The following is a 14840-nucleotide window of genomic DNA, read 5'->3' as shown; positions in this document are numbered from 1 at the left end:
GGGTGATATTTCCTTCAGACGGGAGATTCAATATATGGAGTAGGGAGAATAAACGATTTGGTTAAGACAGTGACCGGACTATTTGATGTTCCTGGAATAAACTCTGATGGGATCAGACTGATCGTCAGCACGTCGCCAAACAATTCGAGGGACACAGTATTGGAATCATACGTTGCCTGATACTTGTTTCCATCAACATACTCCCACGCCATATCCTTTTTTTCCTGCTTTTCAATGCCGTCAAGATAATAAATCACGCTGATAGAGCCGGTTCCATCTTTCAGAAAGTCGATCATAACTTCATTTGAGACAGTACCCTCTATTGTACCATTCCAGAGTCCGACAAGTGCATCGGGAGAAGAAGCTAAACGATTCATGGAGAGCTCATAATCGATATCAATGTCGGCAATACCCAGCTTTTTCGGGTTTACCGTAATTTTAATGGTATTTCCTGACAGTGAAATCGGAAGTGAATTGTCACCACTCTTTCCAACATACTGGTTGCCTGACACATACTCCCATTTAAGGTTTGCATTCAGGGTTTTGCTCATGCCTCCGCCGCTGATACTTCCGATTAATTTTGCCGTACCATTGTCATAACATACAAGAGTCAGATCAGAGATTACAGGCGAACCACCATCTACGCTCACCCAGGTGCCGGCTAATTCATACGGGGCTGGATCGTTGGGCGCTGCAGTACAACCTGCAGCACTTATGCAGACAATGAGCGTGATAAGCATTCCAAAAAGCAGTTTACTATTCATAGGAGTTATTTTTGGAAGAGATGGGGGTTAATACTTTTCTCGGTAACATGAGTCAAAAACATTGCGGCAGTTATTTTATGATGCTACAGATCCCGGCATTACTCCATTTCGTGTTGACGGATATCATCAAGACAGCAACGCAGATACCTGTCTCACGATCACCGGACTCAATGTTTGAGGAAAAGAATGTGAAAAAAGATTGGGTTATATTTTGCTCGTCGGAATCGAGAGCGGGTTGTCCATTCCCTCGATGCCGAGCTTGGACGGGACAAGCGTTACAACAAGTTCCGTACCGATGAGCTGCAGAGGCAGCGTTTCAGAGCCGTAGTTTGCCTGATACTTGTTTTCGTTCAGATACTCCCAGGTCACATCTTTGGTAAAGGACTTTTTCTGTCCCATTACATCAAAGGTACCGGTGATCACACCATTTCCGTCTGCCGTGTAGACCATGGTGAGCTCGTAGGAAACAACACCATTTTCAGAACCTTTCCAACTTCCAACAACCGCATCGGGGGTCGTGGTGGTTGGAGCTACCGTGGCCGTAGTCGTTGGAGTTGCTGTCGAAACAGCACCGCTCGAACGGGTCATGTGGACATCGTAATCAATATCGAAGTCTGCAATACCCATCTTCTTCGGGTTCACCGTAATGGTAAGGGTATCCCCAGTCAGATAAATCGCAAGTGAATTATCACCGCTCTTTCCAACATACTGGTTGCCCGATACATACTCCCATTTAAGGTTTGCATTCAGGGTTTTGCTCAAGCCTCCACCACTGAAACTTCCGGTAAGTTTTGCCGTACCGTCTTCATTACACACAAGAGTCAGATCATAGGAAACGAGCAGACCACTTTCTACGCCTACCCAGGTACCTACCAGGGCATCCGGAGCAGTTTCCGCTGGCGGGGTCTGGGTCCCGATGCAGCCTGCGACACACACGCAGACTACTAAGACGGCAAACACACCTCCAAGAAGTTTAACATTCATACATTCTATTCTTGGAAGAGATGAAGGTTAATACTTTTCTCTGTGGTATTATTCAGGCGTCAGGTTGTAGTTAATTTTGCGTGATTTTCATCCCGGTGTTGTCGACTTTCGTGCTGACGGAGATCTCCAGGCCGAGAGAATCAAGGATCGGTTTCATCTCCTGCTCGGTTTTTGCGGTGACCACACAGATCGAGGGACCGACCGAACTCATTGCCACGAACTCGAGTCCGGCCTGCCTGAGGGCATTCATGTGCTGATATATAATAAATGTGTGATGCTGGACCTCGGCACGTTTCGAACCGCGGAACTCGATCTCCCACATGATATCTCCCATTTTGATAAGATCGCCTTTTTCGATCGCGGGGATCATATCCATCATAATCATGTAGGCTTTGAGTTCCCGATCACGGTAGTCAAGGGTCCGTGCCCGGTTCATGAGAAGAGAGAACTCTTCCAGACCCGCATTGTCGTCCTCGGCATGAATGTTCGGCGTGATGATGAAGACGTTTTTGTCTTCAGCGAACGGGTGCTGGTATACATGAGTCAGCTGATCGCCGAGGATGTTCATGCCGCCGTATATCGATGTTGCCGCACCGACACCCGTTTCAAAGCCGAATGCGATCATTCCCGGCTCATTGGTCTCTTCAACATAGTTGTGGCCGATAAGTCGGCGGATGGTATCATTAGTTAGCGGGCATCCCGTTGCTTCATTCATTGCAGCAACGACCGCCGAAGCAATTGTACAGGTGGAGCCGAGACCTACGTGTTCTTTGCCGTGATCCTGAGTCTGGATGATGAAGCCTCCAGCATAGCCGGTAACCGCTTTGAATGCGGCAACCAGATGCTCGATCAAAAGAATACGCGGGGAGTCAATGACGTTGTCTCCAGACGTACAGGACACGGTCGCATTGCTGTAGATCTGTAAAGCGAATCCGAGTCCCCCCCCTCCAGGCATGCCCGGAGAGAAACGGTTCATATCCAGAACAGAAAGGTGGATACGCGATGGTACGGTGACATTGAATGATCCTTTTTGCGGAATTGGAGCTTTTACGACAGGAATGTCTGTGTAAATGTGTTCTCCGGGACGAAAGGAGGTGAAGTCATACTCGACGAGGTCGAGATCCCCTCCCCTTATTTTCAGGATTGCCATGATGTTCTTCGTTAGATGATGCGGGAGAGATAATAATGGTTTTCATGCACGAGATGAGCAGAAGAGGAGTTGTTTGAAAACACGAGGCGATATAGCATCATATGGTTTATTAGGTAACCCCACAAGGATTGTTCCAGTGGAACTTACGAGAAAAAACAAAAAAATTACACAGTTGCCCCGACATCGGCAGAATACAGACCAATCCACAAAGGAAAAACCACATGAGGGTATGGAAAAAAAACCCGAATCATCGACAGCACCCCATAATGACGGATTTCATACAGTTTTTTGCTCTTCGAAGAATCAAGTGGAAACCTATTGGGACACATACTTCACCCGATCGATGAAAATCAGATTATAATCAGACGTTGAGCAATTTCATAGTTTTTGATCAATTGTTTGAATCTGCCCCATATTTGAAGAGAACTTCCAATCTCCCGACATTCTAAATTATTGAAGAGGGATTCACCCCTCGTTCATTTCCACTCAAACCATCGAAGATCTCGTTTTTCAAACTAAACAAGGAGGAAGGAAAAACTATCACCCCCCCTGCTGCAGAAAAATTTCCGGATCGCGAAAAATTGCTCTTTCATATCTTCGTTTTACAGCCCTTTCGAGACCCCAGCAATATGATCCATCGTTCAAAGCATCACAACCTCTCAAAACCCCGTTATTTCCCTAAAGCAGCAGGACGAGAAAAAACGACCCGGACGGACCTTAGGAATTATGCCGATTTCCATCAAAAATCTAAAAACCGTTTAAATCCATTTGTTTTTAAAATAAAACTCATTTTGAGCTTATTTTTGATTCGAAAAACAATCAAAATATTGCGCATAATGTCTATTATGCGCAATCATTATCTACACCAAGAACCAAGAAGTAATCAGACGGAAATGGCACCCCCAAAACGAACCTTCAGCATCTGGATTCCGAGATACCTCAGCAATCTGCAGACGAAGAATTATGCAGAAAATACCATCGAGGCATACGGGAGGATCCTGAAACTTTTTGCAACATACGAAACCTACCTGAAAGAAAACGACGGAAGCGTGCCGACATCCAGCGAAGAGCTGAATAATTTCGGCATGGGAGCTGAAATCGACACGAACTCCTATGAAATCGGGGATTTTTTTACCCTTCTACGAAATGAACGGCAGTTAAGCCCGGCGAGTCTGCGCCAATACGACTCTGCTCTCAGCTCATTTTACGGATATCTGATCAATCAGGACATCACAGAAGCAAATCCCATGACCAAAGTAGACCGACCGAAAATCAAGGACCGGGAACTCAAATACCTAAAGCACAATGAAGTGGTGGCGTTCATCAACTCGATAGAAAATCCGAGAAATGCCCTTCTCATCCGAACGATCTACGCCACCGGAATGCGTATCTCCGAGATATGCGGGCTTCTTGCAGAACACATCGACTTCGAAGAAGAAACGATTCGCGTTAGGGGAAAAGGTGGAAAGATCCGCATCGTATTTTGCGATTCAGACACGCTGAACAAAATCCGCGAGCATCTGAACGGCAAAAAAAGCGGCCCGGTTTTCGAAGGACGAAACGGGAACGCCATCTCCCCCAGAACCGTTCAGCATATTTTCAACATCTACGCACCTCCGGGAATTACTCCCCATAAAATCCGGCATAGTTATGCCAGCGAACTCTACAAACGTTCGCACAATCTCCGTGTAGTCCAGGAAAATCTCGGACACAACTCCATCCAGACAACAGAAATCTACATCCATACCGACATCGACGAGCGTAGAAAGGCGTACCGCAGCTACTTCCCGCTGGCAAACGGCGAATAATCCTCTCTTTTTTTTGAATACGTATTGTGAATTACCCAACTGGACACCACATTTCCACGCGAATGCACCTTATCAACACATGAAATAAACCATATGATGCGATATGAAAAATGACCTGCATTTCCAAACCGGCAAACCCTAAAATATACTTAGAACCCCTATATTCTGATAACAGCAATGGACGAATACGAACATCTCATTGAAGACACTCCTTTGGTGCAAAACGACCGCTTTGCCGAGGAAGACCGCAGCGAAGAGATAAACAAGTATCAGAAATTCAAAAAAGTTGACGGAGCCACCTATCGAAAAGTCAACGTCTTCCTCAGAAAAAGAACCTATATAACCGCCCGGGAATGGGCGATCGCACGCCTCTGTTCCGACTTCAAAACACCGTACGGCGCAGAGATGACGTTCATCGGAGAACACCTTCCCGAACTCTGTCCGTTTATGGAAGAAACATACAGCCCCCAGGCCGTCAATCAGGCACGCAACTCGTTCAAAAGAAAGGTCAGAAAATCAGGAGCGACCTTCTTCTACGGAGCGATGTGCGGGTTTTTCACACTCGATGAACTCGATGACATCCTCTTCGAATCAAGCGAAGTCGCCAGATTCCTGCTGGAGATCGAAGGAACATCCCTGGAAATCGATGATGAGATCGACATCGAAGACAAGATCAGCGAGATCATGCGTAAACTCGGCGAATCCGCAAACGTGCTTTTAAGCAGCAGACGCGGCGAATCCGAAAGCGATGACGAGGAAGATGAAGACGAAGACGCACTATAATATCTAACCCGCCTCTTTTTCTCAACCCTTATAATTATAAACCGCCCATACTCTTACACAGACGGTTGTAAATATGGCATTCGAAAAACGCGAGAAGAAATACTTTGGTACAAACGGTGTCCGCGGAGTGACCGGAGTCGATATGACCCCGGTATTTGCTCTCAGTGTCGCCGAGGCATTCGGAACAATGCTCGGCGAAGGCAAAAAGGTGGGGGTCGGCCGCGACACCAGAACCTCGGGACCTGCGCTGAGTTCTGCGGTCCGCTCAGGGCTTATGGCATGCGGATGCGACGTTGTCGACTTCGATGTGATCCCGACACCGGGCCTCCAGTACCTCGTTCTTGATCACAAACTTGACGGCGGTGTCATGATCACCGCATCCCACAACCCGCCCGAGTACAACGGCATAAAAATCATCGAAGCTGACGGAACCGAGATGGGAGACGAACGAACACTCGAACTCGAAGAGCTCATGATCCAAAACGGCTCGGTCGTCTCCGCCTGGGACAAAGTCGGTGAATGCACGGAAGAACCAGAGGCACGTAAACTCTATATCGATTCAATCGTCGCACAGTTCCCAAAAGACTGCGGCAAAGGGATAACGGTCGTTGTCGATCCGGGAAACGGTCCGGCAGCCGCTACGACCCCCGAAATCCTGCGCAGACTTGGATGTAATGTTCACACCATCAATGCCGAGTTCAACGGACTCTTCCCGGGCAGACTTCCCGAACCGAGTCCTGAAGGACTTGCAAATCTCTCAGCCCTGGTCCAGGCAACCGGCGCAGCATTCGGAGTGGCGCACGACGGGGATGCGGATCGGGCGATCTTCGTTGATGAAAACGGGACTTTCATGGACGGAAACATCACGTTTGCCCTGCTCGCCTCCTACTTCTGCGAGAAAAACCCAGGAGGTACGATCGTAACTCCGGTCAGCACATCCGGCATCGTCGAAGAAGTCGGGAAAAAATACAACTGCACGACCACCTACACGGTTGTCGGGAGCATCTACGTGGCACGGACCATGCGCGAACTCATCGCAAACGGAGAAAATGTCGTCATCGGCGGGGAAGGAAACGGCGGGATCATTTATCCAAAGCACCAGTTCTGCAGAGACGGCGGAATGAGCGCTGCAACGATGCTCGGATTTGTTGCCGGAAAGACCGAGCCGCTTTCAAAACTCATCGCAGAACTTCCGTCATTCACCATGTATCAGGAAAAACGAAAAACCGCACAGGCAAAAGAGATCGTAATCCATATGAAAACCTATTTTGCGGACTGCCCGATCGACGACCGTGATGGGATGCGGATAACACGCGGCGGGGCATGGGCCTTGATCAGACCATCCGGAACGGAACCGCTGGTCAGGGTCTTTGCCGAGTCACAGGATCCGGCAGAAGCGAAAACCCTGCTCGATGAAATTTTTGCCGAGATAAAACCCTATCTCGAATAACTTTTTTTATCCGGACATCCTGATGAAAAAGAGGGATGGCCTATAATTTTCGGATAGTGATTACCGCTGCTCCCATTGTAATTCCTGCTAGAAGAATGGAAAGCGGCAGGATAAAACCCGTTGGGGTGAACGTTTCCGGCACAACCGTGATCGTGATATTCAGACTTGTATTCTCCACATATGTGCCGTTCGCATCATACCCTTTCACCTCATAGACATTCGTTCCAATGGGCATATTTGCTGTATCTTCTGCTGTGAACACATGACCGAACTCATAGTTCGTATTCACCGCCGCATAGAGTGAACCATCAGGATTCACAAACACTCGGTTCAACAGGCCTTCAAAGGTATATTCAGCATCACCGCATGTATAGGTGAACCCCATAATTTGGTCATCAACGTTATATCGGTAAGGTGTCCCCGCATCAGACAATGTCGTTGCAATAGGCCTGGTCAGTCCGTAGAGAGCCAAATACTCGCCTCTTGTCACGGTGACCTCATATGGCGAGGTATCAACCGATTTCGTCAGATTCGGTAGAAGTGATATGGTGTTTTGCGGGATTGGATCCTCTGAACTGTCTGCATGTGTATAGATCACACGGAAATCCGGCTCGGCCATATCCGGATATGTCGTGATCTCCCCGGAAAGCGTCTTCGACATCCCGTCATCCGCATCTATCCATGTGTACGAGATTTCTCCGGTGTCATAATACGTGTACGTCGTTTTTTCGCTGTCCTCCAACCCGGCGCGAAGGATCTGGGCGAGCTCCAGCTGAACAGTGGTACTTGAACTGCCGAGATTGTACATCAGCAGAGTGTTTTCTGCATACTCCGGCGTGTCATAAATCGTTCCTTCAAGAGAGTTAACTACCTCGATACCATTGTTCGGCTGCCACACGGCAGGTATCTGATACCCAGCCAAACCACCGGAGATCTGAAAGTACCCGGGGAACCAGTCAATATATGACCGCAGATCATTCTGCCGTGCATAGCTGATCACATTCTCACGATTTTCATCCGGCCGGAACATGCCAAGTGAGGCATGCGTCAGCCCAAACGAGACCGGAAGTTCGATTGAGTCGACCGACTCCCCATTTCCATCGATAAATCGGATATTATGTCCGTTTTTATCCAGAACATCGACAACGATTCGATAAATCCCTGAGGTGAAATCCTCGGTGTACGGGAACACGTTCCCGTCCTCATCAGCTTCACCGTACATGCCGGAATAATTCTTGGTTACGCCCCCCTGAACAAAAGCAAGATAGTAACCCCACTTTTTACTTACTAGGACCTTATTACCTCCGTTTGCAGACCCATATGGGTCGGTGATGCCCTCAACAGCCAAAATATCACCCCACTGCAGGTTCTCCGGAACCAGACTCATATCGACCGAAGACGACGGGGTTTCACCCGTCATATCAACATGGCTCTGCAGTGTTCGTATAACCTCACCTTCCGGGTTGTAGACCCGCACGCGGACATCAGCCGGATCGCCGGTATTTGCAAAGCTGCCGTACACATACAGATCACGCATCTCGGCAAAATAGGTTTCATCGATAGAAGGCTGAAGGATATTCAGCGACACGGTGCCGGCTGCAGGAAGGATAAACAGGGCTGCCGTCAGAATCAAAATCAAAAGAAGATAGTTGGCTTTCAGGATAAGACACCTCGAGAGAGAATAAATGATACTTATACTGATGCTATAATTATACCTTCCGGGCGTGATAAAGCAAATCCAGCCAAATCCTTTATATTCTGGTCAGTTGAATCTACTTACATGGATATTTTTGCAACAGTCATTATGATCATTATTGCGGTCGTGATCTGCGCAATACTGTTTTTCATTCTGAGAAACGGACTAAAACTCCTGATCAATGCAGTATGCGGTGTCATTATCCTCTTTATCGTTTCCTGGCTGAATCTTGCACCGATCGGAGATCTTTCGGTCGCACAAGTGATCGTATGTGCGGTCGGAGGTATTCTCGGAGCTGCCCTGCTTATCATCCTTTCATTCTTTGGAATCGTGATTTGAACAAACCTTATTTTTCGATGATGGAAACATTGAACTCGATCCGCTTTCCCGTCATCTCGATTGTGTAGTTTCCTTGGGTTAAGAAAGTTATAACATCCGTCATGCCGGTATCATACTGACCGGCAAATCCTTCAACGGCCACCAGATCCCCAAACGCATTGTAGACCTTGATCTCGAATCTGGCTTCCGGATCGGGATAGGTCACATACACCGTTTTGTAGGTCGTATCCGTCAAAACCCCGTTTGTAATGATCCGTTTGTCAACAATCACTTTTTTGACCGTGACGTTTGGAACATTATAATCAATGATCAGATCGGTTACAGGGTAGACATTTACTGCTTTGAGAGTTGTGTTTCCATACGTTGAGTAATACGGATACGATATATGATTGAAGTAGAGAAGCGTTGCATTTCCAAGAACTGTGTCGATAACTTCCGGCTGGAATACAAATGACGGATCACTGATATCACATATCTGTCCTACAGCTGAACACGGAGTGACGTTTTTCGGTATCTGAATAGAAATTGTTGGAGATGGGACGGGTGTAATATTAAGTGTGCTTGGCATCGGGTATTGCTGCGGGAAAAAACCGGTCGTACTCGTCATTATCAGCAAAACCCCTATAAGAGCAACAAAAACTGCAGTTAGAAGCAGAAGAACCGGCGGTGTAAAAAAACCTTCCTTTCTCCTTCTTTTTCTCCGAAACGGATCATTCAATCTTGTTTGTTCGGACCCGCCCTTCTGCTGAACCATACGTGATATTAGATTGTTTCTAATGTATTAATAAGATATTTCTGACGGCATGCGGCTAAAATAAGGAGTGTTTTATTTTATCGGCGAGTGCAGTGTAAACAGCCCGGACTCGTCATACTTGATAAGTTTCGCCGTTTTCGTTATAAGACCGCGGGATTTCAAAAGAACAAACGGCATGCGGTATGGTCTCATATGATCGTTATCCGGGAACTCTCTGAACATACATGCGACCCCGTCGGCAAATACCTCGGAAAAACCGAATTTGCTGGCGAAAACATTCGTCTGACCTGAATTGACATGCAGGATTGTTGTTGCCCCGGTCGAACGCAGAGACGAATACACCATGTTTAGATCGGTTGATCGAAATCCTGTCGAAGTGACCAGCGTCTCCTCAAGAACAGAGAACGGATTCACGACAACACGGCTCACTCCGAGCTCCTGAATCATGATCGCAACATTGTTACCGAGACGCGAGGAGAAGGTCAGAAAAATTTCCGGAGGCAGCTGTACAATATAGATATCCTTGTTGATCCGATCCCGCATCTCGGGATACATCGAGAGGAAGTTTCCCGTCAGCTGTTCCACCGGATTGAACAGACTGATGTACATCACTTTCTCGCCGTTAAGAAGGCCCTGATATAAATACTGCAGAGAGAACATCGTTCTGCCGGTACCGGTCTCGCCGATCAGGACGAAAACCGATCCCTTGATGAAACCTCCGCCGATCATGTCATCCAGTCCGGGGATGCCTGATGGAATCATTACTTTTGACTGCGGTTCGTAATCCATTTTATGCCACTCTCCTGAGATTGGATATCTCAAAACCGGTTTCCGGGGCTATCGAAACGTTATAGGTGGCAATATCCCTTGATGAAAGAAGAGGAAGAACGCTGGCAAACTTTTCGATGTACATCTGCCGCTGCCTTGACATTGATTCCTGACTTTTCTGCCACACGAGACGAATGATCGCATCAAATGAATTGCCGAGGGATATTTCCTTGCTCGCAGGGAGAATCCCAGCAGTCAGTAATATTATGAACGTGATGTTCCGTTTTTTTGCCGCACGGGAGAGACCATATATCAGAAAGATCAGATTTCGCCATTTGTCCTGATCGCTAAAGTACGGGAGATACGGCGTCAGTGAATCGATATACACCATTGAATTCTCAGGGGCAGTCTCCACCATCCCTGCGAGATAGGCAAGACCGCCGTAATCATCGTACGGCGGCAGATCCATGAGATGCTCCGAAAGCGTCTTCTGTGAATACCAGGAAAGCGGAACGATGGATCTCGCAAAATAAACATCACCCACATCCATATGAAAAACACATTTATCCAGCAGTTCCCCTTCGAAATCAATATTATTCAGGAAACTGAACTGCTGCTTCATCATATTGACAAACTGAATCCGGGATGTTTTTGGTGTAATATAATATATTGCATCAGGCCGATTGGAATTTTTCGTCAAAGGGAGATCGCCTTTAACCTCCCTGCAGTAATTTACCAAGGAGGTGAAGAGGAATTCAGGTCCTCCCGCACCGGGCTCGGTGATAAGTAATATCGTTGACCCGATCGGAACGCCGCCGCCAAGAATTTTATCGACTGAGGTGATGTACGTCGGAACACGCATCATTGTATGATCGTCTGGCATTTATGTGATTGATACTATCTGCATGAATAGGGATATAATTAACCCCTATTCTATCCAATTACCTGCATACTATCTATGCGCATCTTCGGAACAACTGCACCTTCAAACGTCTTAGTTTCAGAAGAGATGTTCACACCGCTTCTGAGAATATCGAAGACGTTCCCTGAGATCATCGCTTTTTTCACCGGACGGACAAATTTCCCGGACTCGGCAAAGAATGCATTGGCCACTTCAACCGAAAATTCGCCGGTGAGGGAGTTTGCCGTATGCGCTCCTATAACCTCGCGAACAAATAGACACGGTTTGTCCATGACATCGGATACGGGGGCTTCGATCCGAAGACAGTGTGGGTGGATATAGGTCGCCCCGTTTCCGGCACGGTGGGCATGTCCCGTCGAGACCGTTTTTGCCTGAGATGCGGTTTTTACATCGTACATAAATGCAGAGAGCACGCCGTTTTGAACGATCGAAAGGTCGGAGGTTACCGTTCCTTCAGAGTCGAACCGCTTCCATGCAGAACCGGCCGGATCCATGGGAACGTCCGAGATCGAGACCGATGGGTGCATAACATCTTCACCCAGTTTGCCGGCAAAAACCGATTTTCCGGAAAGAACGTTCTTTCCATTCACGGCCTCGATAAAGAGATCGAGAATAAGCGATGCCACCACATGTTCGGAGAAGACGACGTCATATTTCTTTGTCTCGACATCCGCGCCGTTTCGGGAGGCTGTCGCCCAGAATGTGGTTTCTTCACCAATCTTTTCCGGATTGATTCGGTCTAAAAACGGACTTGAGTCATAGTCATACCCGGTCGAGTTTTCGCAGATGGCATCCATCCCAAGAGAAATACCGGAAATCTGACGCGTGTAATGAACACCGTTCGAGTTGGCGATGACCGCCGTTCCTGTCGAAAGGGAAACACCACCGGTGACCACGCGTGCCTCGGGGTGTTTGGCGGCTCCGGCATTCATCCGTTCCAGATATTCGGCAGCCAGATCCGGCATAACAGAGATCTTTGGATCGAATGGATCGCGGCCGTCCGGCAGCATGGATTTTGCCGGGAAACCGGTCCATCCGGGAACCGGTTCTGAAAGTTTGGCCGAAGACATAGCCACGTCAAAGCAGTCCTTCCAACGCGTCGCATCGGAGGTGCCGGATATTCCAATGCGGTTATCCTTTACTACCCTGATATAGATGGATTTGCCAGCATGTTCGAAAACCGAAGAGACGGCCATCTCCCGCTGTTCAAGGGAAATGTCGGTGTAATCGAGCATGAACACCTCCACCTCATCGGCATTTTTCCCGCCGTAGGAGAGAATCCGGTCAATGTCGAGCTCAGACATTTCCGCCGCCTCCAACTAAAGCCTCGGTCAGATATACATGGGGAGCTCCGTCAGATACCGGAACCGACTGACCTTTGCCGCACATTCCCGAAGACATTTTCCGTTCTTTGCCGCACAAAGCGATGTTGTGCAGCACCGAGAGAATATCCCCTGAGAGGGAGACGTCACGAATCATTTTTCCAGTTTCTCCATTTTCGATCAGATATCCATACTTTGCATTGAACTGGAAGGCCCCGCGGCCCGGATCGACCTGTCCACCCCTTGAACCGATCAGAAGAACGCCTTTTCTGCATTCGGCGATGATCTCGTCATACGAGGCATCGCCTTCTTTGATGTAGGTATTACTCATACGAACCAGAGGCTGCATTCCAGGTTCGGCTCTGGCATGACCCGCGTCACCGGTCTCCAGACCAACGGCGGCCAGGGTCTCGCGGGAATGCATATATTTGTGCATGACCCCGTTTTTGATCAGTTCTGTCGGTCCGCAGGCAACACCTTCAGCGTCGAAGGGTTCGTACCCGTATCCGTGCATGGAAGGATCATCGATGATGGTGACGAGAGACGAGCCGACCTGCTCACCCAGTTTGCCGGCAAGAACGGAAACGCCATCTCTTACGGCGTCTCCTTCGCTTGCATGACCGACCGCTTCGTGAGCAAATACGCCGCCGATCGCCGGATCCAGGACGGCAGGCATGCGTCCGCCGGAAACGACGGATGCGTCCAGAAGTTCAACTGCGCGTTTCGCACACTTCTCGCCGTAGGGAATATACTCTTTTAACGAGAGGGGGCCAACCACCGCCTCCTGCTCGTAGTTCATCTGCATGTCGGCTCCGCGGTTTGCAACCGCCGAGATGGTGAAGAGCGTGCGGCAGACCGAAGAGGTTGCCGAGTAATCATTACAGTCTTCAAAGATGACGTCCTGATACTGTTCGGAGTATCGTGCCGAGGTGCTGCAGATCTCCGGTATTTTTGCGGATCCTTCGAGAAGAAGAAGCTGCGCGGCTTTCTCCTCAAGAGGAGTTTCTGCCTGCTCCTTTGCAGAACATACCCAGGAACGCGGGGATCCAAGCGGCACATCGGCGATGTCGGTATGGACGCCGGCAAGACGTGCCGAGGCTGCGGCTTTCTGGATGCAGGCATCTTTCGATTTTTTATCGTCCATATCGATGGATGAAGCGCAGTAGTATCCCCAGCCATTTTCGCCTAAGACCCTGAAGAGAGCTTTACCATAAAAAGAAGAGCCGGCATTTTCGATCACACGGTTTTCCGTCTGGATGGATGTAACTGTCCCCCGAACATACCGAATGTCGTAGTATCGTATTTTTTCCATGATTTTCCAAGAATACTATTTGGTTCTGAAGAATAACATATCTTCTGCTATTTCAGGCGGAACGGTTTGGTAAAAAAAAGAAAAAAATCAGGAATCTATGACATCGGCATCGAAGACATCTTCCTCTTCCCTGAGAATGGGAACGGCCTTATCAAAAACGATCGTCTCATCCTCCGGAGGTTTCATCTCAAACCCGATAAGCCCGACGACAGCGTTTCTGGTCGCATACGGATCAAGGATTGGACCGAACTTTATCACTTTGGTCCCTCCGGCGGATATGATGATGGTATGTTTTTTAATTTGGATCGCATCGATCTTGTCGAAACGCACTTCCTTGTATGAACCAATGCCTGACATCAGACAGATTCTCCGGGGCGTAAGATACAGACGCGGACGGTTGAGTTCCACCAGTCCCGATATGAGAATGATCAGAGCAATAACGCCGGACACTGCTGAAACAAGAATACGAAGCAGGAGATCGGGAGATATGAGCCAAACCGGAAGATACGGCAGTAACGCAGGAAGAAGAGCGAGGAGTGGTGCTGTGATCCAGATCAGTACCGCGATCACTGCAAAGATGATGAAGAAGATAAGATATGGAACCAGATACGACCCCTTCCGGCGGTCTTCCCAAACAATGCCTTCGTTGAACAAATATTTCGTCATAGCATCACGCAAATGAAATAAAATACGACGTGGTGATAGATATACCTTAGGTTATTTACGCAGTATGAGGTAATCCTGCCGTAACGAGGGTGCAACTCAGGATGTTTTTGCAGCCGGATGAA

Annotated in this window: 14 protein-coding genes; 4 read left to right on the top strand and 10 right to left on the bottom strand. The window is 48.2% G+C overall.

Going from position 1 to position 14840, the window contains the following annotated elements:
- Positions 1 to 14: 14 nt before the first annotated feature.
- From MLAB_RS04140 to MLAB_RS04130, 3 genes are all read right to left on the bottom strand, one after another.
- Positions 15 to 764 carry a hypothetical protein gene (locus MLAB_RS04140; RefSeq protein ID WP_011833162.1) on the bottom strand — a complete coding sequence of 250 codons (750 nt, stop codon included), beginning with the start codon at positions 762 to 764 and terminating at the stop codon, positions 15 to 17.
- A gap of 204 nt (positions 765 to 968) precedes the next feature.
- A complete protein-coding gene (locus MLAB_RS04135; protein ID WP_011833161.1) occupies positions 969 to 1748 on the bottom strand; it encodes a hypothetical protein in 780 nt (259 codons plus the stop codon).
- A gap of 70 nt (positions 1749 to 1818) precedes the next feature.
- Positions 1819 to 2898: a GHMP family kinase ATP-binding protein gene (locus tag MLAB_RS04130; RefSeq protein ID WP_011833160.1), complete on the bottom strand. Its 1080-nt coding sequence runs from the start codon at positions 2896 to 2898 to the stop codon at positions 1819 to 1821.
- Between the two features lie 893 nt (positions 2899 to 3791).
- On the opposite strand from MLAB_RS04130, the gene xerA reads away from it, so the two are divergent.
- From xerA to glmM, 3 genes are all read left to right on the top strand, one after another.
- Positions 3792 to 4706: a site-specific tyrosine recombinase/integron integrase gene (xerA, locus tag MLAB_RS04125; RefSeq protein ID WP_048062016.1), complete on the top strand. Its 915-nt coding sequence runs from the start codon at positions 3792 to 3794 to the stop codon at positions 4704 to 4706.
- Between the two features lie 177 nt (positions 4707 to 4883).
- On the top strand, positions 4884 to 5489 hold the full coding sequence (locus tag MLAB_RS04120) for a DUF5806 family protein (RefSeq protein WP_011833158.1): 606 nt from the start codon (positions 4884 to 4886) through the stop codon (positions 5487 to 5489).
- A gap of 73 nt (positions 5490 to 5562) precedes the next feature.
- Positions 5563 to 6939: a phosphoglucosamine mutase gene (glmM, locus tag MLAB_RS04115; RefSeq protein WP_011833157.1), complete on the top strand. Its 1377-nt coding sequence runs from the start codon at positions 5563 to 5565 to the stop codon at positions 6937 to 6939.
- A 40-nt stretch (positions 6940 to 6979) separates the two neighbouring features.
- Here the strand turns inward: glmM and MLAB_RS04110 are convergent, their stop codons facing one another.
- Positions 6980 to 8572, bottom strand: coding sequence for a hypothetical protein (locus tag MLAB_RS04110; RefSeq protein ID WP_011833156.1), 1593 nt, complete (start codon positions 8570 to 8572; stop codon positions 6980 to 6982).
- Positions 8573 to 8719: 147 nt separating this feature from the next.
- Between MLAB_RS04110 and MLAB_RS04105 the strand changes: the two genes are divergently transcribed.
- Positions 8720 to 8974: a hypothetical protein gene (locus tag MLAB_RS04105; protein ID WP_011833155.1), complete on the top strand. Its 255-nt coding sequence runs from the start codon at positions 8720 to 8722 to the stop codon at positions 8972 to 8974.
- Between the two features lie 7 nt (positions 8975 to 8981).
- On the opposite strand, the gene MLAB_RS04100 is transcribed toward MLAB_RS04105, so the two are convergent.
- From MLAB_RS04100 to MLAB_RS04075, 6 genes are all read right to left on the bottom strand, one after another.
- Positions 8982 to 9728, bottom strand: a complete 747-nt coding sequence (locus MLAB_RS04100) for a hypothetical protein (protein ID WP_048062015.1) — start codon at positions 9726 to 9728, stop codon at positions 8982 to 8984.
- Between the two features lie 72 nt (positions 9729 to 9800).
- Entirely contained in the window at positions 9801 to 10517 is a 717-nt protein-coding gene (locus MLAB_RS04095) for a KaiC domain-containing protein (protein WP_011833153.1), read from the bottom strand.
- Position 10518: 1 nt separating this feature from the next.
- Positions 10519 to 11379, bottom strand: coding sequence for an RAD55 family ATPase (locus MLAB_RS04090; protein WP_011833152.1), 861 nt, complete (start codon positions 11377 to 11379; stop codon positions 10519 to 10521).
- Positions 11380 to 11429: 50 nt separating this feature from the next.
- On the bottom strand, positions 11430 to 12722 hold the full coding sequence (locus MLAB_RS04085) for a TldD/PmbA family protein (RefSeq protein ID WP_011833151.1): 1293 nt from the start codon (positions 12720 to 12722) through the stop codon (positions 11430 to 11432).
- Positions 12715 to 14052 carry a TldD/PmbA family protein gene (locus MLAB_RS04080; RefSeq protein WP_011833150.1) on the bottom strand — a complete coding sequence of 446 codons (1338 nt, stop codon included), beginning with the start codon at positions 14050 to 14052 and terminating at the stop codon, positions 12715 to 12717. Before MLAB_RS04080 ends, MLAB_RS04085 begins: the two co-directional genes overlap by 8 nt.
- Positions 14053 to 14139: 87 nt before the next feature.
- Positions 14140 to 14718: a hypothetical protein gene (locus tag MLAB_RS04075; protein ID WP_011833149.1), complete on the bottom strand. Its 579-nt coding sequence runs from the start codon at positions 14716 to 14718 to the stop codon at positions 14140 to 14142.
- Positions 14719 to 14840: the final 122 nt, after the last annotated feature.

The sequence above is a fragment of the Methanocorpusculum labreanum Z genome (assembly GCF_000015765.1).
Classification (GTDB): domain Archaea; phylum Halobacteriota; class Methanomicrobia; order Methanomicrobiales; family Methanocorpusculaceae; genus Methanocorpusculum; species Methanocorpusculum labreanum.
The sequence above is the reverse complement of the archived record's forward strand: the minus strand, read 5'-3'. Positions and strand labels throughout refer to the sequence as shown.